A 23491-nucleotide genomic window follows, 5' to 3' on the forward strand; every position below is an offset into this window, starting at 1 on the left:
TTGGCGATCGCCGCGGCGGCGCCCGTCGCGCTGGTCGCGGTCGGGGTGTGCGCGGCGGCGTTCCTCGTCATCCGCTACAAGCTCTACCAGCAGCTCGACCAGAACCTCGCCCAGTCGGCGACCCTCATCGCCCAGCAGCGGCACTACGACACCGAGCCGGGCGTCGTCACGGGCGAGTGCCGCTTCCTCGGCGCCCCCGCCTGCTCGCAGATCGTCCCCGCCGACCCGGGCGACGATCCGTCGAAGCCCTATCTGCTTCCGGTCACCCACTCCACCCGGCAGGTCGCGAGCGGCCAGGCGTCGCCGTACTACACAAGCCTCACGCTGCACGGGAAGCCGACCCGGATGTACACCACCAACTACGGCAAGGGGAACGCCGTCCAGGTCGCCCTGCGCGCCGACATCGCGGAGCGCGGCGTGCGGCAGGCCGCCGGGCTGCTTGCCGCGGTGGGCGGCGCCGGAGTGCTCCTGTCGGGGCTCGGCGGCTATTGGGTCTCGCGCACCGGTCTCGCACCGGTCGCCCGCCTCACCGCCACGGCGGAACGCATCGCGGCGACCCGCGACGCCCGGCACCGCATCGAGCTGCCGCCGGGCCCGCCGGGCCGCGAGGACGAGGTGACCCGCCTGGCCGCGTCGTTCAACGCGATGCTGGCCGAGCTGGAGAAGTCGGTCACCGCACAACGGCGCCTGGTCGCCGATGCCTCGCACGAGCTGCGTACGCCGCTGACCGCGCTGCGTACGAACGCCGAACTCCTCGCCCGCGCCGACCGGTTGACCGACACACAGCGCGAGCGGGCGTCCGGCGCGCTGGCCCGCCAGCTGCGCGAGGTGACCGGCATGGTCAACGACTTGATCGAGCTGGCCCGCGACGAGGAGCCGCAGCCCCTCCTGGAGGAGGTGCGGCTCGCTCCCCTGGTCGCCCATGTCGTGGACGCGGCGCGCGGCCACTGGCCGCAGGTGCCGTTCACGCTCCAGGTGACGCCGGACGCCGACGGCACGAGCATCCCCGGCGTCCCCGCACGCCTCTCGCGCCTCGTCACCAACCTGCTCGACAACGCGGCGAAGTTCAGCCCGCCGGGCACCCCCGTGGAGGTCTCCCTCACGCCCGCCGCCCTGACGGTCCGCGACCACGGGCCCGGCATCGCGGAGGAGGACCTGCCGTACGTCTTCGACCGCTTCTACCGCGCCGAGAAGGCCCGCGCCCTGCCGGGCTCGGGCCTAGGTCTCGCGATGGCCCGCCAGATCGCCCACGCGCACGGAGCGGAGCTCTCGGCGGAGCGGGCGGCGGGCGGGGGCGCGCTGTTCAGGCTGACGCTGCCCGGCTAGTCGCGGGTCAGTTGTTCTTCCAGGCGCAGCTGCCCAGCGTGGCCTTGTCCTTGGCGAGCAGCCGGTCGGCCTCGTCGGCGGGGAGCACGCGCGTGTGCTTGCCGCGGCAGATGACCGTACGGTCGCCGTGTCCCGCCAGGTCGACCAGGATCTGGTCCCAGTGGCGGTACTGCACGTCGTGCCCGGAGTCGGCGTACGTACGCACCTTCGCCTTGCCCGGCAGCGCGTCCTGCCAGGTCTTGAGGGTCGCCGGCGGCACGGTCGTGTCCTTCTTGCCGCCGTAGAGATAGACCGGGGCGTCGAGCTTCGAGAGATCCGGTCCCGGGCGCCCGCAGTACAGCTTCTGCTCGTGCACCTGCGGCGCGGGGTCCGCCTGCTGGCCGCGCTGGTTGTAGGTGCGCGCGCCTTCCTCGTACGCCGTGTCGGCGAAGCCCGGTATCGACTTCACGGGGCTGTCGTCCGGGAACGCCCACCACTTGCGCGGGTCCTTGATGGAGTCCTTCACCGTGTCGGCCAGCTCGTCGTCGGACATCGAGCAGTACGCGGGCTTCGTGCCGTAGGGCGGCAGGGCCGCCGCGAGGTGCAGGGCCGAGATCCGGTCGGGGGCGCGCCCCGCGAGCTCCGCCGCGTACGGACCGCCGCCCGAGATGGCGATCACGCTCACGTCGTCCACGCCGAGCTTGTCGAGGACTTCGAGGGTGTCGTCGGCGAAGTCGGCCTTGCCGAGCTTCTTGTCGAACTCCGTGTCGCCGAAGCCGTTGCGCTCGACGGAGATGAGGCGCAGGCCCAGGTCCTCGCGCGTCGAGCGGAAGAAGTCGGTCATGTGCGCCGCGCGGGCGCTCGTGCCGGTGCCGCCTATGAAGAGGACGGGCTTGCCCTTCTTGTTCCCGGTGTCGGAGTAGTGCGCCGTCCGGCCGTTCGAGAGCTTCGCCGCGTGCACGTCGGGGCCGAGCGAGTCGAAGGTGTCCTGCACCTTCGGCTCGGCCGGCGGGCTCGCGCTGACCTCACCGGAGCCGTACACCGTCAGCGCACCGAGAAGAGTGAGCGTGGCGGCTCCGATGGCGATCACGGCGGTACGAGTGGGGCCGGGCAGGCTCACGGGTGACACAGGGTGACTCCAGGGGCAGGAAGAACTGACGCGAGCGCGCGCCTACCCAGCCCCTTGCATCTGACACCCACAACTTTCGGCCAGCCCCGTAAGGGGCGCGGGGAACTGCGCGACCAGCCACAACGGCCCGCAGATCCCCACACACCCGGAGCACCCGAACTAGAACCCAGGAGGCTCGGTGTAAATCCCCCACTCGTCCCGCAACGCACCGCAGATCTCCCCGAGGGTCGCCTCGGCCCGCACCGCCTCCAGCATGGGGGCGATCATGTTGGACCCATCGCGGGCGGCGGCCAGCATCGCGTCCAGCGAGGCCCGCACCCGCGCGTCGTCCCGCGCCGAGCGGCGAGCGCCGAGGACCTTGACCTGGTCCCGCTCCACCTCGTGAGAGACCCGCAGGATCTCCAGGTCGCCGGTGACGGAGCCGTGGTGGACATTGACGCCCACGACGCGCTTGTCACCCTTCTCCAGGGACTGCTGGTACTGGAACGCCGACTCGGCGATCTCGCCCGTGAACCAGCCGTCCTCTATCCCCCTGAGGATCCCGGACGTCATCGGGCCGATCGGGTGCTGCCCGTTCGGATGCGCCCTGCGTCCCCGCTCCTCGATCTGCTCGAAGATCTTCTCGGCGTCGGCCTCGATGCGGTCGGTGAGCTGCTCGACGTACCAGGAGCCGCCCAGCGGGTCCGCCACGTTGGCGACGCCCGTCTCCTCCATGAGCACCTGCTGCGTGCGCAGCGCGATCTCGGCCGCCTGCTCGCTCGGCAGCGCGAGGGTCTCGTCGAGGGCGTTCGTGTGCAGCGAGTTCGTGCCGCCGAGGACCGCGGAGAGGGCCTCGACGGCGGTGCGTACGACGTTGTTGTAGGGCTGCTGTGCCGTCAGCGAGACCCCCGCGGTCTGCGTGTGGAAGCGCAGCCACTGGGCCTTGTCGGTCTTCGCGTCGTACACGTCCCGCATCCAGCGGGCCCAGATCCGGCGCGCGGCACGGAACTTGGCGATCTCCTCGAAGAAGTCCAGGTGCGCGTCGAAGAAGAAGCTGAGTCCGGGCGCGAAGACGTCCACGTCCATGCCGCGACTCAGGCCGAGCTCGACGTACCCGAAGCCGTCCGCGAGGGTGTACGCGAGCTCCTGCGCGGCCGTCGCCCCGGCCTCGCGGATGTGGTAGCCGGAGACCGAGAGGGGCTTGTACGCGGGGATGTCGCGCGCGCAGTGCTCCATGAGGTCGCCGATGAGGCGCAGGTGCGGCTCGGGCTGGAAGAGCCACTCCTTCTGGGCGATGTACTCCTTGAAGATGTCCGTCTGGAGCGTGCCGTTCAGGAGGCCCGGGTCGATGCCCTGCCGCTCTGCCGCGACCAGATACATGCAGAAGACGGGGACGGCGGGCCCGGAGATCGTCATCGACGTCGTGACGTCACCGAGCGGGATGTCCTTGAACAGGACCTCCATGTCGGCGGCCGAGTCGATGGCGACCCCGCAGTGCCCGACCTCGCCGAGGGACTGGGGCTCGTCCGAGTCCCGGCCCATCAGGGTCGGCATGTCGAAGGCCACGGAGAGACCGCCGCCGCCGTTGGCCAGGATCGTCTTGTAGCGCTCGTTCGTCTGCTCGGCGTTGCCGAATCCTGCGAACTGGCGGATGGTCCAGGTCCGGCCGCGGTAGCCGGTGGCGTGCAGTCCGCGGGTGAAGGGGTACTCGCCGGGCCATCCGATCCGCTCGAATCCCTCATAGGCATCCCCGGGCCGCGGCCCGTAGACGGGCTCGACCGGGTCGCCGGAGAGCGTGGTGAAATCCGCGTCGCGCTTCTTCGCGGTGTCGTACCGGGCCTGCCAGCGACGGCGGCCCTCCTCGATGGCGTCAGCGTCCATACCTTCGAATTTACTAGGACGTCCTAGTAAATGTCGAGGCGCTGCGACATTAGCTGCTCCGCAGCGGGGCCACGGGTATCTCCGTGGCGGTGTTTCCGGGGGGGGGCTAGGCCTTCGCGGTGGCCGGGGAGCCGTCGACGATCAGCGGCTCGACCTCGCGCACGACCTTGCGCTCGACGAAGAACGCGGCGGTCGGGATGGTGCCGGAGACCAGCACCCACAGCAGCTTGCCGAACGGCCACTTCGCCTTGGAGCCCAGGTCGAAGGCGAAGATCAGGTAGATGATGTAGAGGACGCCGTGGACCTGGGAGACGACCAGCGTCAGGCCCTCGCCCTTGTCGAAGCCGTACTTGAAAATCATGCAGGTGCACAGCACGAGCAACATGACGGCGGTGACATAGGCCATCACCCGGTAACGGGTCAGCACGCTTCGCTTCATGCCTACGAGCGTATCGGCCCGTTTTGCGCGATCTTCCGGCGGCCCCGGCACGACCGGAACGAGAGCTTCTACTGCTCTTCGAAGTCCTCCGCCGCCACCCGCAGCGGCCGCAGCATCGCGAAGATCTCCGCGCACTCCTCGGCGTCGTACACGCCGAGCCCGAAGTCCATGGCCATCAGCTCGCGGGTGGCCGCCTCGACGACCTCGCGGCCCTTCTCCGTGATGGCGGCGAGGGTGCCGCGCCCGTCGTTCGGATTGGGGCGCTTGTCGACGAGGCCGGACTTGACGAGGCGGTCGACGGTGTTGGTGACGGACGTGGGGTGCACCATGAGGCGCTCGCCGATCTTGGACATCGGCAACTCACCCGCCTGCGAGAACGTGAGAAGGACCAGCGCCTCGTACCGCGCGAAGGTCAGTCCGTACGGCTTGACGACCGCATCGACCTCGGCGAGCAGGATCTGGTGCGCCCGCATGATCGAGGTGATCGCCCCCATGGCCGGTACGGATCCCCAGCGCTGCTTCCAGAGTTCGTCGGCGCGGGCGATGGGATCGAAAGGAAGGCTGAGCGGCTTCGGCACGCCAAAGACCTTACCCGCCGGTCACATGGTGGTCAGCCCCGTCTCGCAATTCGGTCGCCTGTTCCCGTGGCTTGGCTGGTTCGCCGTCGGCCGTACGGTGCGTGGCGCGGACCTCGGCCGCCAGGGCGAGGCAGCAGACCGTGCCGAGCACGCCCGACGCCGTGACGACGGTGCTCACCGCGAAGAACTCCGCCGCGAGCCCGGCGAGCGCCATCCCCACCCCCTGGATCGTCATGAGCCCCGCCGTGTGCACGGTCATGGCCCGCCCGCGCAGCTCCTGGGGCACGGCATCGACGAACCACCGGTCCACGCCCAGCGTGTACGCCGATCCGGCGCCGGCGAGCGCGAGGGCGAGCATCGCCCATACGAGGCCCGGCGTGACGGCGTACACGGTGAGCGGCAGCAGCGTGAACGAGGCGAGCGGCAGGGCGATGCGGGCCCGGGTGGCCGCCGAGAGCGCGGACCCGGCGTACAGCTCCGCCGTGATCGTGCCGACCGGCAGCGCGCACATCAGCAGCCCGACACCCGCGACGCCGACGCCGATCTGGTCCGCGTACGGAGCGGCGAGCGCCTCCGGGGCGACCATGAACATCGGCGGCGCCCACAGCAGGAGCAGCAGCGCCCTGATCCGCCGGTCGCCGAGCACTCGCCCGGCGCCGCTGAGCGAGTACTTCATCAGCGCGGAACCGACACCCCCGCGCGCGGGTCTGCGTCTGGTCCCGCACCGCAGGAGCAGCGCGGAGGCCGCGAACGTACAGACGGTGATGACGAGTGCCCCGCGCGGCGACACGACGGTGAGCAGGACACCGCCGAGTCCGAACCCGACGAGTACGGAGCTCTGCGAGACGATCCGGAGCAGGGAGCGCCCGAGGACGAACAGGTCGCCGTCCCCGAGGATGTCGGGGAGCGTCGCCATCCGCGTCCCGTTGAACACGGGCGACACGACGGCGATGGCGCACCGCAGCGCGAGCAGACCGAAGACGGGCGTGGCGGGCAGCGCCATGAGGGCGGCGCACCCGGCACACACCACGTCGCACACCACGAGCACCCGCCGCGGCGGGTACCGGTCGGCGATCCCGGAGAGCAGGGTCCCGCCCACGAGATAGGGCAGCATCCCGAGCGCGAAGGTCAGCGCGCTGAGCAACGGCGACCCGGTGAGCCCGTACACGAGCACGGTGAGCGCGACCTCGCTGACGACGACGCCGAGCAGCGAGAAGGCGTGGGCGAGGAAGACGGCACGGAACTCGCGGATCGTGAACAGGCGGAGGTAGCCGGTGGGTTCGGGGGCGCACATGGGGTCGTCGGACATGTCCGCACCCTGCACGCGCGCGTGCCGGTCGCCCTAGAGTTTCGGTTCCAGGCGAATCGTGGGGGTGGGTCCGTGCCGAACCGGTTGCATTTCGGGCCGGACGATCTCTTGCGGTGCCGGTTCGCCGTCTCGCCCTTGTGGGAGACGCAGGAGGCCGTGCGCACCCTGAAGCGGCCCGACCGGCACGGCTATCACCCGCAGTGGCTGCGGCGGATCCGCGGGGCGAGTGCCGGTCTCGATCTCGGGGTGCTGTGGCTGCTGATGCCGCAGCGGGGGTACACCCCGGACTTCATCGGCCCTCCCCCCATCGGCCCCGCCGCCACCTTCGAGGAGGAGATCGCGGCCGTGCGCGCGGCCGACCCCGAGGCCGCGCGGGAGGAGTTGGCGCGAGCGCTCGCCTGCACCGCGGGGGCCGCCGATTCCCCCCGGGGGCGCGCGCTGCTCGCCGAACCCGCGCGCGCGGTGCGGGATCTCGCGGATGCCGTGGAGGCCGCCTGGCACACCCTCGTCGAGCCGGACTGGCCCCGGCTGCGCGCGCTCCTGGAGGCGGACGTCGCCTTCCATTCCCGGCGGCTCGCGGAGGTCGGGCTCGGCGCGCTGGTCGCCGAACTGGACCCGAGGTTCACCTGGGACGCGGAGACGCTGACCGTCGCGCGGCGGGACGACCACGTGCGGCATCTGGCGGGGCAGGGCCTCGTCCTGATGCCCAGCATCTTCGCCTGGCCCGACGTGGTGGGCGGCCACGACCCGCCCTGGCAGCCGACCCTGGTCTATCCCGCCCGCGGCATCGGCGGCCTCTGGGCCGAGCCGAGCGAACGTACTTCAGAGGCGCTCGTACGGCTCCTGGGGCGGGGCAGGGCGACCGTCCTGGCCGCGCTCACCGACCCGGCCACCACCTCGGCCCTGGCCCATCGCCTGGGGCTCGCCCCCTCGTCCGTCTCCGCGCACCTCGGCGCCCTGCGCGGGGCGGGGCTGCTGATCTCGCGGCGGTACGGGCATCAGGTGCTCTACGAGCGCACGCCGCTCGGCATCGCGCTGGCGAGTGGCGGCGGTATCTGACGGGCCTCGCGCGGTGTCGTAACCAAGGGTGATTGGACCGTTATGTAACGATTGCCCGGTCACCGTCGCCCAAGGGGGCTGGATGCACCGGCTGCTCCGTACGTTCACGGCACTCACGGCCCTCACGGCCCTCGGGCTCACGGCAGGGTGCTCCTCCGATTCCGGCACCAAGAGCAAGGAGAGGACCGCCTCCGAGGCCGGTCCCTCCACCGAGGGCGCGAAGAAGGCCTCGGAGAACGCCTTCTGGGTCGACCCCGAGAGCGCCGCCGCCCGGCAGGTCAGGCAGTGGGAGCAGGAGGGCCGCACCCAGGACGCCGACTCGCTGAAGCGGATCTCCGAGCAGCCCATGGCCGTGTGGCCCGCGGGCGACGACCCGGTGCCCGACGTGAAGGCGGCCGTCGACGGCGCCGCGCAGGGTGACCGCACCGCCGTGCTCGTCGCGTACAACATCCCGCACCGCGACTGCGGCCAGCACTCCGCGGGCGGCGCGCACAGCTCGGACTTCTACCGGCAGTGGATCGAGAAGTTCGCCGGCACCATCGGCGACAGCCGGGCCGTCGTCGTCCTGGAGCCCGACGCGATCCCGCACATCGTGGACGGCTGCACCCCCGCCGAGTACCACGCCGACCGCTACCAACTGCTCTCCGAAGCCATCCAGCGGTTCAAGCGGCAGCCCCAGGTGAAGGTCTATCTGGACGCGGGCAACCCGGGCTGGATCTCCCAGGCCGCCAAGCTCGCCGAACCGCTTCAGCAGGCGGGGATCGCGCAGGCCGACGGCTTCTCGCTGAACGTGTCGAACTTCCAGAGCGACGAGACCATCAAGGCGTACGGCCGCAGCCTCTCGGGGATCATCGGCGGCAAGCACTTCGTGATGGACACCAGCCGCAACGGCAAGGGGCCGCTCGCCGGTGACCGCGAGGACGCCTGGTGCAATCCGCCGGGACGCGGCCTCGGCACCCCGCCGACGGACAAGACCGGTGACGCGCTGCTCGACGCGGTCCTGTGGATCAAGCGGCCCGGCGACTCGGACGGACCGTGCCGGGGCGGCCCGGCGGCGGGCCAGTGGTGGCCCGACTACGCACTCGGTCTCGCGCGCAACGCCAAGGCCACCTGACCGGCGGTCACTTCTGCCCGACGTGGATCCACTTCGCCTCTGACGACGTGCCGTCCTGGTCCGTCACGAACAGCATGTACCAGCCGGGCGGCACCAGAGCGGTGTCGCCCTTGGGCACGTCCACCGTCACCTCACCCTTGCCCTTGGTGAGCCCGAGCGCGATCGACCGCTGCTCGACGTCCGTCGTGTGCGTCACCGCGCTGGGACGCATGAGACGGGCCGACGCGATCTTCTCCGGGCTCTCCGTGCGGAACGTCGCCCGGCCGTCCGCCGCCAGCTCCTCCGGGCCCTCGCCCAGGACCGGACGGTTGTTGCCCGCCTTGTGCAGCGTGGGCGGGGTGAAGACCTCCATGCGCTGCTCGAAGTGGCCGAGCTTGGTGTTCTCCTGGTTGTCGAAGAGCGGGTCGGAGCCGAACGTGACGACCCGTCCGTCGGGCAGGAGCAGCGCCTCGGAGTGGTAGTTGCGCCCCACCTTGGGGGACGCCGCCGCGCGGAAGCTGTTCGTCTTGGGGTCGTAGAACTGCGCCTTGAGGATGTTGCTGCCGCCGCGGCCCCGGTAGTCCTTGGAGCCGTTGGCCGTGAACACCGAGTCGTCCGGAAGGATCACGCTGTTCAAGTAGCGGGTGCCCTGCGGGAGTTCGGGTCCGGTCTTGAAGGCGGGGCTGTCCTCCTTGAGGTCGACCACGGCCGTGCGCCGGGTCGCCTTGTCGGACTCGCCGACCCCTCCGCCGCCCAGGATCATCACCTTCTGGTCCTGCGCGGGGGGCAGCAGGAGGGACGCGGACGTCTCGGTCTGGTCGAGGTCGACGAGGCCGGGGATCTTCTCGAACTTGTTCGTCTTCAGGTCCCACAGGCCGGGCTCACGGCCCTTGTCCGCGGGCCCGTAGCCCGCGTTCGACGCCGGGTAGAAGAGCTTGCCGCCCTTGGTGAGGAAGAGCGCGGGGTAGGTCGGGAAGTAGCGCTTGGGGCCGTTGGTCCACTTCTTCGTCTTCGGGTCGTAGATCTCGTTGTCGCCCGGGTCGATCATGCCCACGTCGTCGAGGCCGGAGACCGCGAGGACCTTGCCGTCGTCCAGACCGACGAGCGTCGGGTACCAGCGGGCCTTCTCCATCGGCTCCACGGGGACGTACTTCTCGGCCTTCGGGTCGAACTCGTACGCCGCCTTGATCCCCTGGAAGTCCTGCTTGTCCATGGTGATCTTCTCGGCGATCCCGTACGCGTTGTCCGCCGCCTTGCCGGTGAGGCCCTCGATCTCGTACTGCGCGGACTTCTCCGTGACGAACTCGTCGCCCTCCTCGGCCGCCTCGACGAAGACGCGGGCCTCGCTCGCCTTGACCGTCGTCTTCCAGGGCTGCATCGCACCGGTCTTGGAGTACGTGATCTCGTAGTCCCGCTTGGCCTTGGGGACCTTGACGTCGAGCATGCTCACGTACTCGACGCCCGACGGAGAGCGGAAACGGGTGCCCTTCTTGAGGACGATGGCCTTGTCGGGGTTCTCGTTCTTGACGCGCATGCCGCCGCCGGCCCGGTTGATCTCGCCGTCGAGGAGTTCGTAGCGCGCCGTGCCGCCCGCCACCAGGAGGCGTCCGTCGGGGAGTTGGGCATGGCCCGAGCAGAAGAAGTCCTCCGGGGTCGCGACCTTCTTGAAGGTGTCCTTCTTCGGGTCCCAGAGGATCGTGTCGAACGACCCCGCGTCGAACTTCTTCTGCTCGTTCCCGGAGCCCGCGACGATGAGGACCTTGCCGGTGTGCAGGAGCGCGGCGTGGATGGCGTTGGTGCGGAACTTCTCGGGGATGCCGATCTGCTTCCAGGAGCCGTACTTGGCCTTGTAGCCGGGCTGGGCGATCTTGTACTCGTGGTACTGCTCCTCGGCGAAGGAGAGCGCCGCCGGCGCGTTGAGTCCGACGAGCAGCGCGCCCGCCCCGACTCCGAGGAGCGTCTTCTTGGTGCGCTGAGAGGGCCGGTAAGCCATGGGTCAGTTCCCTCCTGTCGTCGTACCGGTGGCGAACGCCGGCTCCGGCTCGCCGTCCGCGCCGCTCGGGGCGCCAAGGCCTTCCGCGTCCTCCCTGCCGCGCCGGCGCGCCTGCACGCGGGCCTCCTTGCGCGCCGTGCGTGCCCTGCGCTCCATGACCAGCGAGAAGCTCCAGATCGCTATCGGGGCGAGTGCGATGACCAGGGCAAGGACGGCCCAGGTGCGCATCGCCGCGTGGGTGTGGCCGAGCACGAACGAGGCGGCCAGTGAGCTGGCGAGTACTGCCGCCCAGAAGAGGTGGATCCGGAAGGTGAGCACCCGGTCGGGGCTCGCGTCGCCGCCCTTGGGCGTGACCACGAAGCGGCTCGGGCGGCGCAGGACGGCGGCGCCGAGCGACTTGGCGTAGATGGGCGCGGAGAGCGCGGACATCGCCATGCCCGCGAGGCCTCCGGAGCCCGCCGGTTCGTGCGGGGAGACGTTGTGGCGCCGGTTCCAGAGGTAGAGCCCCACCTGGAGCGCCGCCGCATCGCTGTAGAGCATCAGCCAGACGGACGCGGCGACCTGGGTGCCGGAGGCCCCGAACCAGAGGAACAGGACGCAACTCAGCACGCCGAGGAGCCAGTTGACCGCCGTCATGGGGTAGTAGACGAGCATCATCGTGTACGAGAAGAGACGGCCGGGCGGCATCGTGAACGGCGCCTTCCAGTACTGCTTGAACAGCGTCTCGTACGTCCCGCGCGACCAGCGCATCTGCTGGGTGAAGAAGTCCGTCCAGGAGGCGGGGCCCTCGCCGACGGCGAGCACGTCGGGGGTGTAGACCGACCGCCAGTGGCGCCTGGTGGCTGGGTTCTTGTGGCGGTGCAGCTCGAAGCCGGTCGCCATGTCCTCGGTGATGGAGTCGTACAGGCCGCCGACCTGGCGGAGCGCCTTGATGCGTACGACGTTGTTGGTGCCGACGAACATGGGCGCGCGGTAGCGGTTGCCGGCGCGCTGGATCAGGGCGTGGAAGAGGAACTGCTGGGACTCGGCGGCCTTGGTGACGGGGCTGTCGTAGTTCCCGTACACCTGGGGGCCGACGACGAACGCGACGTCCTCGTCCCGGAAGTAACCCATCATCCGCTCAAGGAAGTTGGGGAGCGGGACGTGGTCGGTGTCCACGGAGGCGAAGAAGTCGTAGTCGCCGCCGTGCATCGCGAGCCAGGCGTTGTAGTTGCCGTGCTTGGTGCGGGCCTTGTGGACACCCTTCTCGCGGTTCCACTCGGGCACTCCGTTGCGGGTGAAGTGACGTACGCCGAGTTCCTCGCAGAGCGCCTTGGCGTCCTCGTTGTCACCCTCGTCCAGGAGCCAGACGTCGAGGGGGCCGGTGTGGTGTATCCGCTTGGCCCCCTCGAGGGTGCCGCGGACCATGCTGAGGGGTTCCTTGCCGGGGACGTACGTCGTGAGGAACGCGACGCGGGTGCCGGGTTCGGGGGTGACCGGTATCGGGTCCCTCGCCACCATCGTCGCGTGGGCGATCGAGATGACGTTGACGAGCATGAAGAGCTCGATGAGCCCGATCGCCACGAGCATCGTGACGTCGAGACCGATGAGCCAGCGGTCGGCGCCCTCGCGTTCCGTCCAGTGGGTCGGCCAGACGAGATAGACCAGGAGGAGGCCGGTGAGGACGGGCGCGAGCGTCATCAGGATGACGGCTCGTATTCGGTGGGGCTCGCGGGAGAGAAGCTTGTTGTACTGCACCCGGTAGCGGTCGCTGCTGCTCCCGCTGCCCCCGCTGCCGCCGTCCGGCTCCGTGAGCGGTCCGGCGAGTGTGCTGTGGGTGTCGTAGTCGTAGCCCTCCGGCCGCACAGCGCCCTCCAGGTCTTGGGTGATCTGGCAATGGCAGGTTCAGGTGCGAACAAGCCGATACCCTCACAAAAGGGGACTTTCCTCGGCGTGTCGAACGGGATGCGTCCGTGCGAGCGGTTTTAGGGTGAGCGGTTTGGCTGCGGTTGCGGGAGCTGCTGTGGGGTGCGGGGCTGGTGCGGGTGCGGGTGCGGGGCTAGTTCGGCTGTGGTGCGGGGCCGCGCCGGTATGTCCGTCCTCGCTATCGTCCGGTGGGCGCTTTGGTGCTTCGGGGCTGGAGTGTTGGGAGCCGTGCTCCGGGCGGACATACCGGCACGTCCCCTCGCGTCTCGATGCCGACTGCGGGCCGCCTCCCCGGCCCTACCGGCAATCGGGGCGCTGCGGGGCAATCGGGTGGGTGGGCGGGAAACGCTTGTGCGTCAGCGGCGCTGCCGGGGGCGATGGACGAGGCCCCGCCCCGCGCGAGGGGGGCCATCGCGGGCGAGAAGAAAGCCCCCGGCGACTGACCGTCGGCGGGGGCTCTTTGTGGGGCGGGGCTACTGCGAAAGGTGTCGCTCCACCGTGTCGACCTTCGACGTCATCCCGTCGGTCACTCCGGGGCGGATGTCCGCCTTCATGACGACAGAGACACGCGGCGCCCGCGCCTCGACCGCGGCGACGGCGCGCTTGACGACGCCCATCACCTCGTCCCACTCGCCCTCGACGGACGTGAACATCGCGTCGGTGCGGTTGGGCAGGCCGGATTCGCGGACGACGCGGACCGCGTCGGCGACGTACTCGCCCACGTCCTCGCCGACGCCCAGCGGGGTCACGGAGAAGGCGACGATCATGCGCTCACGACACCTTCGCGACGGGCGCGCGACGCGATCACGGCGGCCTCGGCCTCACGCTTCAGCTTCCGCTCGGCGAAGAAACCGCCGGTCGGCAGGACGGAGAGGATGAAGTAGAGGGCGGCCGTCTTCACGTTCCACTTCGTACGGTTCCAGGCGTCGAGCCAGAAGAGCACGTACAGGATGAAGAGCACGCCGTGGACCATGCCCATCACCGGCACGGCGTTGAAGTCCGTGGTCCGCTTGAGCACCGAGCAGATGATCAGGAGCAGGAAGGAGACGGCCTCGGGGGCCGAGACCAGACGGAGGCGGCGGAGTGCGGAAGCGGTCTTGATGTCCACGGATCACCTTCGGTGGGAGGCGGGAGCGAGGGGCGGGGCTGCTTGACGGCATTGATCTTGTGAATGCGCGCACAAGCGACCCCCATTGTGACATCGGGGTGTTCTCCGGGTTCCCTCAGGGGCCGATGCCCTGTTCCGACCCCATATCCGACGGCTACCGTCAATACGTGGCAACGTTCCGACTGCAAGGCAGCAGGGTGCTCGCCGTGGACATGTCCGGCGACGCCGTCAAGGCGAAGAACGGCTCGATGGTCGCGTACGACGGCCAGATGGCCTTCAAAAAGATGACCGGCGGCGGCGAGGGCGTCCGGGGCATGGTGACCCGCCGCATCACCGGCGAGCAGATGACGGTGATGGAGGTGAAGGGGCACGGCACGTGCTGGTTCGCCGACCGTGCCACCGAGATCAACCTCGTGGAGCTGCGGGGCGAGAAGCTCTTCGTCGAGGCAGGCAATCTCCTGTGCACGGACGGCGGCCTGCGCACCGGCACCCAATTCACCGGCGTCCGCGGCGCCTCGCAGGGCAACGGCCTGTTCACCACGACCGTCGAGGGCTCGGGCCAGGCGGCGATCATGTCCGATGGCCCGGCCGTGGTGCTGCGGGTCAGTCGGCAGTATCCCCTGACCGTGGACCCGGGGGCGTATGTCGCGCACCAGGGCGACCTCCGCCAGAACCTCCAGTCGGGCGTCACTTTCCGTACGTTGCTCGGCGAGGGCGGCGGCGAGGCCTTCCAGATCCGCTTCGAGGGCGAGGGGCTCGTCTATGTCCAGCCCAGTGAGCGGAACACGATCGCGGGGGACGTCTGACATGCCTTTCAGAGAGATCAACTCGAAGATGGTCGAGGCGACCGTCCTTCCGGGCCAACGGCTGTTCAGTCAGCGCGGCGCCATGCTCGCGTACAAGGGCGATGTGGCGTTCACGCCCAACATCCAGGGCGGGCAGGGAGGCCTTGCCTCCATGATCGGGCGCCGGGTCGCCAATGAGGCGACGCCCCTGATGACCGTCGAGGGCAGTGGCACCGTCCTCTTCGGGCACGGCGGCCACCACATCCAGGTGATCAGCCTCACCGGAGACACCCTCTACGTGGAGGCGGACCGGCTGCTCGCCTTCGACGGGACGCTCCAGCAGGGCACGATGTTCATGGGCTCCCAGGGCGGCGTCATGGGCATGGTCCGCGGCCAGGTCACAGGGCAGGGCCTCTTCACGACCACTCTCAAGGGACAGGGCGCGGTCGCCGTCATGGCGCACGGCGGGGTCATCGAGGTACCGATCACCCCGCAGCGCCCGGTGCACGTGGACCCGCAGGCGTATGTCGCGCACCACGGCGACGTACGCAACAAACTCTCCACGGCGCTCGGCTGGCGCGACATGGTGGGGCGGGGCTCGGGCGAGGCGTTCCAGCTGGAGCTTTCCGGGAGCGGTGCGGTGTACGTCCAGGCGTCGGAGGAGAAGCTGTGAACCCCTCGATGCCCGCGGGAGCGCCCGCGCCGCTCGACCCGATGACGCTGCCGAGCGACGACAGCGTGAACGCGTACACCTTCTGCGTGGAGCTCAAGGGGAGCCAGTGGTTCCTGCAGAAGGGGAAGATGATCGCCTACTACGGATCGATCGAGTTCAACGGCATCGGACACGGCCGCCTGGACCGTCTGGTGCGCACGAGTTTCCATTCGCCGCTGCACGCGAGCGACTGGGTGGTGGCCGAGGGCCAGGGCAAGATGCTCCTCGCCGACCGGGCCTTCGACGTGAATTCGTACGACCTGGAAGACGGCAACCTGACCATTCGCTCGGGCAACCTCCTCGCTTTTCAGCCAACTCTCGCGCTGAAGCAATCCATCGTTCCGGGCTTCCTGACCCTGATCGGAACCGGAAAGTTCGTGGCCGCGTCGAACGGCCCGGTGGTCTTCATGGAGCCGCCGATCCGGGTCGATCCGCAGGCCCTCGTGGGCTGGGCCGACTGCCCTTCGCCCTGCCATCACTACGACCACGGATATCTGACCGGAGTCATCGGGGGCGTACGGGCACTGACCGGGATCGGTGGAACCTCAGGTGAGGAGCACCAGTTCGAGTTCGTGGGGGCGGGCACGGTGCTCCTGCAGTCCTCGGAGGCGCTCATGGCCGAGCAGGCGGCGGGCGCGGTGCCGCAGCAGGCGGGCGTGCCGGGCGGTCAGGGCGCACCGGGTCAACACGGCCGGCAGTCGGGACAACCGCGCCTTCCCGGACAACTGGGGGACCTCCAGCGTCGCTTCGGCCTGTGAGCGGTAGTCTGCGGAGTGTGACGGGCGAACGCCTGTACCCCTCTACACCTGGGGTGAGAGGCGCGTGTCACACACCGACATTCGTTCACCTTTCAACTTCTTAGGTAGAATCGATTCCATGGAGACCGATACGGCCCCGCAGTGGCTGACCAACGAGGAACAGTGCGCCTGGCGCACCCACGTGGAGGTCAACAGGATGCTGACTTATCAGCTCGAGAAGGACCTCCAGCCGTTCAACCTGACCATGAACGACTACGACATCCTCGTCCATCTCTCCGAATCGGAAGAGAAGCGGATGCGTATGAGCGATCTCGCGGCCGCCACACTGCAGTCCAAGAGCCGCCTGTCCCATCAGATCACCCGCATGGAGAACGCGGGCCTGGTCCGCCGGGAGAACTGCGAGTCCGACCGGCGCGGGCTCTACACCGTCCTCACGGACGAGGGCATGGAGACGATGCAACGGGTCGCCCCGCACCACGTGGCGTCGGTCCGCCAGCACTTCGTCGACCTGATCTCACCCGAGGCGCTCGGCGAACTCCACAAGGCCCTGACCCCGATCGCGGAACACCTCCGCGCCCAGCGGGGCAAGCCCTGACCCTCACCGGGAAGCGGCAGGGACCCTGAGTTCGAAGAGCGCTCCCCCACCGGGGGCCTCTTTGACCGTGAGGGTCCCGCCGTGGCGTGCGGCGACGTCGCGCGCGATGGCGAGACCCAGGCCCGCCCCGCCGTCATCCCGGGCGCGGGCGTCGTCGAGGCGGACGAAGCGCTCGAAGATCCGGTCGCGTTCGCCCTCCGGCACGCCGTTTCCGTCGTCGGAGACCTCAAGGATCGCCCACGCGCCCTCGGCGCGGGTGGCGACCGTGACGTGCGAGCGCGCGTGGCGCTGCGCGTTGTTCACGAGGTTGCCGAGCACGCGCGCCAACTGGCTGCGCGAGCCGGTCACTTCGACGCTCTTCAGGTCCATACGGACGTCGACGCGGTCCCGCGTGCGCTGCGAGAGCTCCTCGCGGGCGAGGGCCGCGAGGTCGACGTGTCCGCCGCCCGGCTTCTCGCCCGCGTCCAGGCGGGCAAGGAGAAGCAGGTCGGCGGCCAGTTCCTGCAGTCGTACGGTGTCCTCGACCGCACCGTCCACATCAAGCAACTCCGGGTGGGCCGCGCCCACTTCGAGCTGCGTACGCAAGGAGGCGATGGGGCTGCGCAGTTCGTGCGAGGCGTCGGCCACGAAGCGGCGCTGGCGTTCCACCGAGCTCTGCAGGGCGGCGAGCGTCTCGTTCGTGGTCGTGGCCAGACGGGCGATCTCGTCGTGCGTGTCCGGCTCGGGCACGCGGCGCGCGAGGTCCTCGGATGCGGTGATGGCCGCCATCTCGGAGCGGATCGCGTCCACCGGCCGCAGGGCGCGCCGCGTCACGAGCCAGGTCACCCCGGCGATGACGGCCAGAAGCAGCGGGAAGCCGATGAGCATGGACGTCAACGCCGTGGACACCGCGCTCTGCTGGGCGGCGAGCGAGGCGCCCGCGTAGACCGTGAGGTCGCCCTTCTTCTCGACGTTCACCTCGACGGCGGCGAAGCGGTAGTCCGCCGTCTCGCCGTCGACGGTGGCGGAGCCGGAGGTGACGTCCGCCGCGCCCTCGGAGATCTCCCCGGCTTCGAGCGAGGCGCCCTCGCTCTCGTCGTCGTCATCGTCGTCGCCCTTGGGGGGCGTGGTGGACGCGGGCCGGGGCTTGACGGCGTCGGATCCCGTGCCGCTGATGCTCTCAAGGTCCTCACTGGCGGCGACGAGCCGTCCGTCGCCGTCGACGACCTGGACCGGATGGTCCTCGTCGTCCAGGTCCAGTTGGCCGTACGCCACGTTCGCCGCGAGCTGCGAGGCCACACCGCGGGCGGCGGACTCGGCCTGGCCGCTCGCCTGATCGGTCAGATTGGCGCGCAGCGAGAGCAGGACGGCGGCGCCCGCGGCGACCAGCGCGACGGCGACGACGAGGGAGGCGCCGAGCGTGGCCCTGGCCCGTACGGAACTGAAGAATCGAGAACTCATCGGGGGGTCTCCAGGCGGTATCCGGCGCCGCGCACCGTCTTGATCAGCGGTGCCCCGAGCTTGCGCCGCAGCGCGCTGATGTACACCTCGACGATGTTGGGGTCCCCCTCGTAGGCGAAGTCCCAGACGTGCTCCAGGATGTCGCCCTTGGAGACCACCTCGCCCGTGCGCAGCACGAGCTGCTCGAGCACCGCGAACTCCTTGGCGGTGAGCGTCACTTCGTCGTCGCCGCGGAAGACGCGGCGCGCCGCGGTGTCGACCTTGAGGTCGCCGAGGGTGTGGACCGGGGACGGCCCCGCGTTGCCGCGGCGGCGCAGGAGCGCCTTCACACGGGCAACGAGCACGACGTACGAGAAGGGCTTCGTCAGATAGTCGTCGGCGCCCGTGTCGAGCCCTTCGGCCTCGTCGTACTCGCCGTCCTTGGCGGTCAGCATCAGGATCGGTACGTCGTGTCCCGCGGCGCGCAGCGTGGAGCAGACGCGGTAGCCGTTCATGCCGGGCAGCATGATGTCGAGGATGACCAGGTCGTACGTTCCCTCGCTCGCCCGGTGAAGGCCGTCGACGCCGTCGTGCACGACGTCCACGGCGTAGCCCTCGGCCGTCAGGCCCTTGGCGAGCGACAGGGCGAGCCGCTTTTCGTCCTCCACGATCAACAGGCGCATGCGTTCAGGGTCGCAGAGCGAACCTGAAGAGTTCTTCAGGCGGCTTCAGGCTGGCTTCAGCATCGCTCAGCCAGATTGGTTCTTGTCGAAAGCGAACGGCGGCGGCCCACGGGCCGCACAGCCACCGTCTCGGGAGGAACCCCTTATGAAGCGCAACATCGTCATCGCCACTGTCGCGGCCATCGCTCTGGTCGGGGGCGGCACGGCGACAGCGCTCGCCGCCACCGGCGACGACGAGTCGTCGGCCGCCGCCAAGAAGTCCAGCGTTCAGCTGAAGGACGACGACCGGGACAACGACCGCGACGACGACCGGTACGACGACCGCGACGACGCCAAGGAGAACACCGCCGAGGTGAACGCCGCCAAGGTGACGGCGGCCGACGCGATCAAGGCGGCGCTGGCGAACCAGTCCGGTACCGCGGTCTCCGCCGAGCTCGACGACGAGGACAACGGCGGCCTGGTCTGGGACGTCGACATTCTCGGCAAGGGCAGCACCTGGCACAGCGTGCAGGTCGACCCGGGCACCGGCAAGGTCCTGGGCTCGCACACCGAGCAGGACGAGGACGGCGACGCGAGCCGCGTGGCCGCCGCCCTGAAGGGCGCGTCCACCACGGCTGAGGACGCGGCGAAGGCCGCCGCGGCCAAGGGCGAGGTCACGTCGGTGGACCTGGACGACGACGGCACGGCAGGCGCCTGGGAGGCGGAGACCTCCGGTGCCAAGGGTGCGGAGTCCGACTGGAAGGTCGACCTGCAGTCGGGCAAGGTCACCGCCGACAAGTCGGACAGCCACGACGACTCCGACCACGACTCGGACGACAACGACTCGGACGACGACTCTGACGGCTCCGACGACTAATTGGCCCCGTCCCCCCGGGGAGCCGGCCCCGCAGGAATGTCCTGCGGGGCCGGCTCACGTCGTGCGTGTGCTCTGAACCACCGCTTCACGGCACGTCACAGCCTGAACCGCCGCTTCGCGGCGGATGTTTCCCGCCCACCCACCCATTACTCCGGGGTAATCGGGTGGGTGGGCGGGAAAGACTCGCCGCGAAGCGGCGGCTCGTGCGACCGCGGGACCACCCGGAGCAGCGGATCCGATCCACCCACCGGGTCACCTGGTCGGTCCGCCCCTCAGCCCGAGGTCAAGCTGGCCACCAGTTCGTCCGCCGCCGCGTAAGGGTCCAGCTCCCCGGCGACGATCCGTTCCGCCAGAGCGGAAAGACGTGCGTCCCCGTGGAGGTCGGCGATGCGCTCGCGCAGGGCCGTGACCGCGATGGTCTCGACCTCCCGCGCCGCCCGCACCGCCCGGCGGTCCGCCAGGACACCCCGCTCCTCCATCCACGCCCGGTGCTTCTCCAGGGCTTCGACGACCTCGTCGATCCCCTCGCCCCGCGCGGCCACCGTCTTCACGATGGGCGGGCGCCAGTCCCCCGCGGCGCGGGACTCCCCGAGCCCCAGCATGTGGTTCAGCTCGCGCGCGGTCGCGTCCGCGCCGTCCCGGTCCGCCTTGTTGACGACGTACACGTCGCCGATCTCCAGGATCCCGGCCTTCGCCGCCTGGATCCCGTCCCCCATCCCGGGGGCGAGCAGCACCACCGACGTGTCCGCCTGCGAGGCGATCTCCACCTCGGACTGGCCCACGCCGACCGTCTCGACCAGGATCACGTCGCAGCCCGCCGCGTCCAGGACCCGGATCGCCTGCGGGGCCGACCACGCGAGGCCGCCGAGGTGGCCTCGCGTCGCCATCGAGCGGATGTAGACACCGGGGTCGGATGCGTGCTCCGACATCCGGACCCGGTCGCCGAGCAGCGCGCCCCCGGAGAAGGGGGACGACGGGTCGACGGCCAGGACACCGACCCGCTTGCCCGCCTTGCGGTACGCGGAGACGAGCGCCGACGTCGAAGTCGACTTGCCGACACCGGGTGATCCCGTGAGACCCACGACGTACGCATGGCCCGCCAGCGGGGCCAGCGCCGCCATGACCTCGCGGAGCTGCGGTGACGCCCCCTCGACCAGTGAGATCAGCCGGGCCACGGCCCGCGGCCTGCCCTCGCGGGCCTGTGCCACCAGGGAGGGGACGTCCTGCATGTCAGACAGCTCCGTTCCAAGACGTTTCCGAGACGCGGGAAGGCATGCACGCGGGAACGCGTCAGGCCTTCGCCACCTTCACGATCAGCGCGTCACCCTGCCCGCCGCCACCGCACAGCGCGGCAGCGCCCACGCCGCCGCCCCGCCGCTTCAGCTCAAGGGCGAGGTGCAGGACGACGCGTGCGCCGGACATGCCGATCGGGTGACCCAGGGCAATGGCCCCGCCGTTGACGTTCACCTTTTCCGAGGACACCCCGAGGTCCTTCATTGACTGCACCGCGACCGCGGCGAAGGCCTCGTTGATCTCGATCAGGTCGAGGTCCGCGACGTCCAGGCCCTCCTTCTTCAGGGCGTGCAGGATCGCGTTCGACGGCTGCGACTGGAGCGAGTTGTCCGGGCCCGCCACGTTGCCGTGCGCCCCGATCTCCGCGATCCAGTCGAGGCCGAGCTCCTCGGCCTTGGCCTTCGACATCACCACGACCGCCGCGGCGCCGTCGGAGATCTGCGAGGCCGTGCCCGCCGTGATCGTGCCGTCCTTGGCGAAGGCGGGGCGCAGCTTGCCCAGCGACTCGGCGGTCGTCTCGGCGCGGATGCCCTCGTCCTTGGCGAAGAGGACCGGGTCGCCCTTGCGCTGCGGGATCTCGACCGGGGTGATCTCGGCCTCGAAGATGCCGTTCTTCTGGGCGGCCGCGGCGCGCTGGTGGGAGGCCGCGGCGATCTCGTCCTGCTCGGGCCGTGCGATGCCCAGGCGGGTGTTGTGCTTCTCCGTGGACTCGCCCATGGCGATGTTCTCGAAGGGGTCGGTCAGGCCGTCGTGCGCCATGGCGTCGAGCATCTCGATGGCGCCGTACTTGACGCCCTCGCGCGACTTGGTCAGGACGTGCGGCGCGTTCGTCATGGACTCCTGGCCGCCCGCGACGACGATGTCGAACTCGCCGGCGCGGATCAGCTGGTCGGCGAGCGCGATCGCGTCGAGCCCGGAGAGACACACCTTGTTGACGGTGAGCGCGGGGACGTTCATGGGGATGCCCGCCTTGACGGCGGCCTGGCGTGCCGGGATCTGCCCTGCCCCGGCGGTGAGCACCTGGCCCATGATCACGTACTGCACCTGGTCGCCGCCGATCCCGGCCCGGTCGAGCGCGGCCTTGATCGCGAAACCGCCCAGGTCGGCGCCGGAGAAGGACTTCAGGGAGCCGAGCAGGCGGCCCATGGGCGTTCGGGCGCCCGCGACGATCACTGAGGTGGTACCGGTCGTTCCAGACATGTGCCACGGCCCCTTGGGAGGAGAAGTTAATGAGGGTTTACTTGAATGTACTGAGCGGTACGCCGCGCGTCACCGGGCGTTCGGTGTGATCGCGCGCACGTTGCGTAATCACCGCCGGAAGGGCTGCACTTAAAACATGCTGACGCGAATCGATCACATCGGGATCGCCTGTTTCGACCTCGACAAGACCGTCGAGTTCTACCGGGAGACATACGGCTTCACGGTGTTCCACACCGAAGTCAATGAAGAGCAGGGCGTGCGCGAGGCCATGCTCAAGATCAATGAGACGAGTGACGGCGGCGCTTCCTATCTGCAGCTCCTCGAACCCACTCGCGACGACTCCGCCGTGGGCAAGTGGCTGGCGAAGAACGGCGAGGGCGTGCACCACATCGCCTTCGGCACCGCGGACGTGGACGGCGACGCCGCCGCCATCAAGGACAAGGGCGTACGCGTCCTTTATGAGGAGCCCCGAATCGGGTCCATGGGATCCCGCATCACCTTCCTTCACCCCAAGGACTGCCACGGCGTCCTGACCGAACTCGTCACCTCGGCAGCGCAGGAGTCACCGGAGCACTGACCTCCGCATACTTGGGCCGGTAGGGTTGGGGTCGGCCGTCCGAAGTATTGGGCGGCCGGTCGTCCGTACGCTGGGCGGCCGCTTGCCGGGGTCCGGGTTTCGGGGGACGAGCGTCAGGGCAGCAGCCCAAGCTCTGCTGTTGATCTGACACCATTCCCCGTGGGCCCCGTTCGGCGGATGGACAGGGCTCGTACGAAACTTGCGACCAGAGCGGGGCCTCCCCTGCTCGAACGAAGTTGAGAGCTTGGGGAAGGATGGGACCGCGCAGTGCGGGGCTACGAACGCCAAGAGAGCTCGCGGGCTGAGACGGACCATCTTTCGCGGTTCGAGGCCGAGATGGACCGGCTGAAGACCGAGCGAGAGAAGGCTGTTCAGCACGCCGAGGACCTCGGCTACCAGGTCGAGGTGTTGCGCGCCAAGCTGCACGAGGCGCGCCGCAACCTCGCGTCCCGCCCTGCCTACGACGGCGCGGACATCGGCTATCAGGCCGAGCAGTTGCTCCGTAATGCCCAGATCCAGGCCGACCAACTGCGCCAGGACGCCGAGCGCGAACTGCGCGACGCCCGCGCGCAGACCCAGCGCATCCTCCAGGAGCACGCCGAGCAGCAGGCCAGGCTCCAGTCCGAGCTGCACTCCGAGGCGGTGTCACGCCGTCAGCAGCTCGACCAGGAGCTGTCCGAGCGCCGCCAGACCGTCGAGTCGCACGTCAACGAGAACGTGGCGTGGGCCGAGCAGCTGCGGGCGCGCACGGAACAGCAGGCACGCCGCCTGCTCGACGCGGACCACACCGAGGCCGACCACGCCCTGGACGTGCTGCTTCCGCTGCGCGCGGGCG

Annotated in this window: 22 protein-coding genes and 1 pseudogene; 10 read left to right on the forward strand and 13 right to left on the reverse strand. The window is 69.8% G+C overall.

Annotation, left to right across the window (positions count from 1 at the left end; translation table 11 throughout):
• Nucleotides 1-1326 (forward strand): sensor histidine kinase (locus tag ABD378_RS34595; protein ID WP_344527643.1); only part of this gene is annotated, 1326 nt, incomplete at its 5' end.
• 7 nt (nucleotides 1327-1333) lie between these two features.
• Here ABD378_RS34595 and ABD378_RS34600 read toward each other — a convergent pair.
• The 5 genes from ABD378_RS34600 to ABD378_RS34620 all read right to left on the reverse strand — a co-directional run bounded on the left by ABD378_RS34600 (nucleotide 1334) and on the right by ABD378_RS34620 (nucleotide 6620).
• Nucleotides 1334-2434, reverse strand: coding sequence for an alpha/beta fold hydrolase (locus ABD378_RS34600; protein WP_344527645.1), 1101 nt, complete (start codon nucleotides 2432-2434; stop codon nucleotides 1334-1336).
• Between the two features lie 159 nt (nucleotides 2435-2593).
• The gene (gene icmA, locus ABD378_RS34605; RefSeq protein ID WP_344527647.1) at nucleotides 2594-4294 is read right to left on the reverse strand and encodes a coenzyme B12-dependent isobutyryl-CoA mutase large subunit; all 1701 of its coding nucleotides are present in this window, start codon (nucleotides 4292-4294) and stop codon (nucleotides 2594-2596) included.
• A 106-nt stretch (nucleotides 4295-4400) separates the two neighbouring features.
• Entirely contained in the window at nucleotides 4401-4733 is a 333-nt protein-coding gene (locus ABD378_RS34610) for a DUF3817 domain-containing protein (RefSeq protein WP_344527649.1), read from the reverse strand.
• A gap of 68 nt (nucleotides 4734-4801) precedes the next feature.
• Nucleotides 4802-5311: a MarR family winged helix-turn-helix transcriptional regulator gene (locus tag ABD378_RS34615; protein WP_344527651.1), complete on the reverse strand. Its 510-nt coding sequence runs from the start codon at nucleotides 5309-5311 to the stop codon at nucleotides 4802-4804.
• Nucleotides 5312-5321: 10 nt separating this feature from the next.
• Nucleotides 5322-6620, reverse strand: coding sequence for an MFS transporter (locus tag ABD378_RS34620; protein ID WP_344527653.1), 1299 nt, complete (start codon nucleotides 6618-6620; stop codon nucleotides 5322-5324).
• Nucleotides 6621-6692: 72 nt separating this feature from the next.
• Here ABD378_RS34620 and ABD378_RS34625 point away from each other — a divergent pair, with 72 nt between their 5' ends.
• A complete protein-coding gene (locus ABD378_RS34625; RefSeq protein ID WP_344527655.1) occupies nucleotides 6693-7679 on the forward strand; it encodes an ArsR/SmtB family transcription factor in 987 nt (328 codons plus the stop codon).
• An 82-nt stretch (nucleotides 7680-7761) separates the two neighbouring features.
• The gene (locus ABD378_RS34630) at nucleotides 7762-8793 is read left to right on the forward strand and encodes a glycoside hydrolase family 6 protein (RefSeq protein WP_344527657.1); all 1032 of its coding nucleotides are present in this window, start codon (nucleotides 7762-7764) and stop codon (nucleotides 8791-8793) included.
• 7 nt (nucleotides 8794-8800) lie between these two features.
• On the opposite strand, the gene glxA is transcribed toward ABD378_RS34630, so the two are convergent.
• The 4 genes from glxA to ABD378_RS34650 all read right to left on the reverse strand — a co-directional run bounded on the left by glxA (nucleotide 8801) and on the right by ABD378_RS34650 (nucleotide 13778).
• Nucleotides 8801-10765, reverse strand: coding sequence for a radical copper oxidase GlxA (glxA, locus tag ABD378_RS34635; protein WP_344527659.1), 1965 nt, complete (start codon nucleotides 10763-10765; stop codon nucleotides 8801-8803).
• 3 nt (nucleotides 10766-10768) lie between these two features.
• The gene (locus ABD378_RS34640) at nucleotides 10769-12610 is read right to left on the reverse strand and encodes a glycosyltransferase family 2 protein (protein ID WP_344527661.1); all 1842 of its coding nucleotides are present in this window, start codon (nucleotides 12608-12610) and stop codon (nucleotides 10769-10771) included.
• Nucleotides 12611-13143: 533 nt separating this feature from the next.
• Nucleotides 13144-13437, reverse strand: coding sequence for an MTH1187 family thiamine-binding protein (locus ABD378_RS34645; protein ID WP_344527663.1), 294 nt, complete (start codon nucleotides 13435-13437; stop codon nucleotides 13144-13146).
• Nucleotides 13434-13778 (reverse strand): DUF3817 domain-containing protein, encoded by a 345-nt coding sequence (locus ABD378_RS34650; protein ID WP_344527665.1) that lies wholly within the window; start codon nucleotides 13776-13778, stop codon nucleotides 13434-13436. Before ABD378_RS34650 ends, ABD378_RS34645 begins: the two co-directional genes overlap by 4 nt.
• A gap of 167 nt (nucleotides 13779-13945) precedes the next feature.
• Between ABD378_RS34650 and ABD378_RS34655 the strand changes: the two genes are divergently transcribed.
• The 4 genes from ABD378_RS34655 (at nucleotide 13946) to ABD378_RS34670 (ending at nucleotide 16628) form a co-directional block, all read left to right on the forward strand.
• The gene (locus ABD378_RS34655) at nucleotides 13946-14584 is read left to right on the forward strand and encodes an AIM24 family protein (RefSeq protein WP_344527667.1); all 639 of its coding nucleotides are present in this window, start codon (nucleotides 13946-13948) and stop codon (nucleotides 14582-14584) included.
• Nucleotide 14585: 1 nt separating this feature from the next.
• A complete protein-coding gene (locus ABD378_RS34660) occupies nucleotides 14586-15236 on the forward strand; it encodes an AIM24 family protein (RefSeq protein ID WP_160507266.1) in 651 nt (216 codons plus the stop codon).
• Nucleotides 15237-15244: 8 nt separating this feature from the next.
• On the forward strand, nucleotides 15245-16033 hold the full coding sequence (locus ABD378_RS34665; RefSeq protein WP_344527682.1) for an AIM24 family protein: 789 nt from the start codon (nucleotides 15245-15247) through the stop codon (nucleotides 16031-16033).
• A 118-nt stretch (nucleotides 16034-16151) separates the two neighbouring features.
• Nucleotides 16152-16628 (forward strand): MarR family winged helix-turn-helix transcriptional regulator, encoded by a 477-nt coding sequence (locus ABD378_RS34670; RefSeq protein WP_249587707.1) that lies wholly within the window; start codon nucleotides 16152-16154, stop codon nucleotides 16626-16628.
• Between the two features lie 3 nt (nucleotides 16629-16631).
• On the opposite strand, the gene ABD378_RS34675 is transcribed toward ABD378_RS34670, so the two are convergent.
• Nucleotides 16632-18068, reverse strand: coding sequence for a sensor histidine kinase (locus tag ABD378_RS34675; RefSeq protein WP_344527670.1), 1437 nt, complete (start codon nucleotides 18066-18068; stop codon nucleotides 16632-16634).
• Entirely contained in the window at nucleotides 18065-18730 is a 666-nt protein-coding gene (locus ABD378_RS34680) for a response regulator transcription factor (protein WP_344527672.1), read from the reverse strand. The genes ABD378_RS34675 and ABD378_RS34680 overlap by 4 nt, the downstream gene beginning before the upstream one ends.
• Nucleotides 18731-18875: 145 nt before the next feature.
• On the opposite strand from ABD378_RS34680, the gene ABD378_RS34685 reads away from it, so the two are divergent.
• The gene (locus ABD378_RS34685; RefSeq protein ID WP_344527674.1) at nucleotides 18876-19586 is read left to right on the forward strand and encodes a PepSY domain-containing protein; all 711 of its coding nucleotides are present in this window, start codon (nucleotides 18876-18878) and stop codon (nucleotides 19584-19586) included.
• A gap of 272 nt (nucleotides 19587-19858) precedes the next feature.
• On the opposite strand, the gene meaB is transcribed toward ABD378_RS34685, so the two are convergent.
• Entirely contained in the window at nucleotides 19859-20815 is a 957-nt protein-coding gene (meaB, locus tag ABD378_RS34690) for a methylmalonyl Co-A mutase-associated GTPase MeaB (protein ID WP_344527676.1), read from the reverse strand.
• A 61-nt stretch (nucleotides 20816-20876) separates the two neighbouring features.
• Nucleotides 20877-22079 (reverse strand): acetyl-CoA C-acetyltransferase, encoded by a 1203-nt coding sequence (locus tag ABD378_RS34695; protein WP_344527678.1) that lies wholly within the window; start codon nucleotides 22077-22079, stop codon nucleotides 20877-20879.
• Between the two features lie 136 nt (nucleotides 22080-22215).
• Between ABD378_RS34695 and mce the strand changes: the two genes are divergently transcribed.
• On the forward strand, nucleotides 22216-22656 hold the full coding sequence (gene mce / locus ABD378_RS34700; protein ID WP_135330222.1) for a methylmalonyl-CoA epimerase: 441 nt from the start codon (nucleotides 22216-22218) through the stop codon (nucleotides 22654-22656).
• 267 nt (nucleotides 22657-22923) lie between these two features.
• A pseudogene (locus ABD378_RS34705) lies at nucleotides 22924-23491 on the forward strand (hypothetical protein); the annotation flags it as partial.

This window comes from Streptomyces rectiviolaceus (assembly GCF_039533825.1).
Lineage (GTDB): Bacteria > Actinomycetota > Actinomycetes > Streptomycetales > Streptomycetaceae > Streptomyces > Streptomyces rectiviolaceus.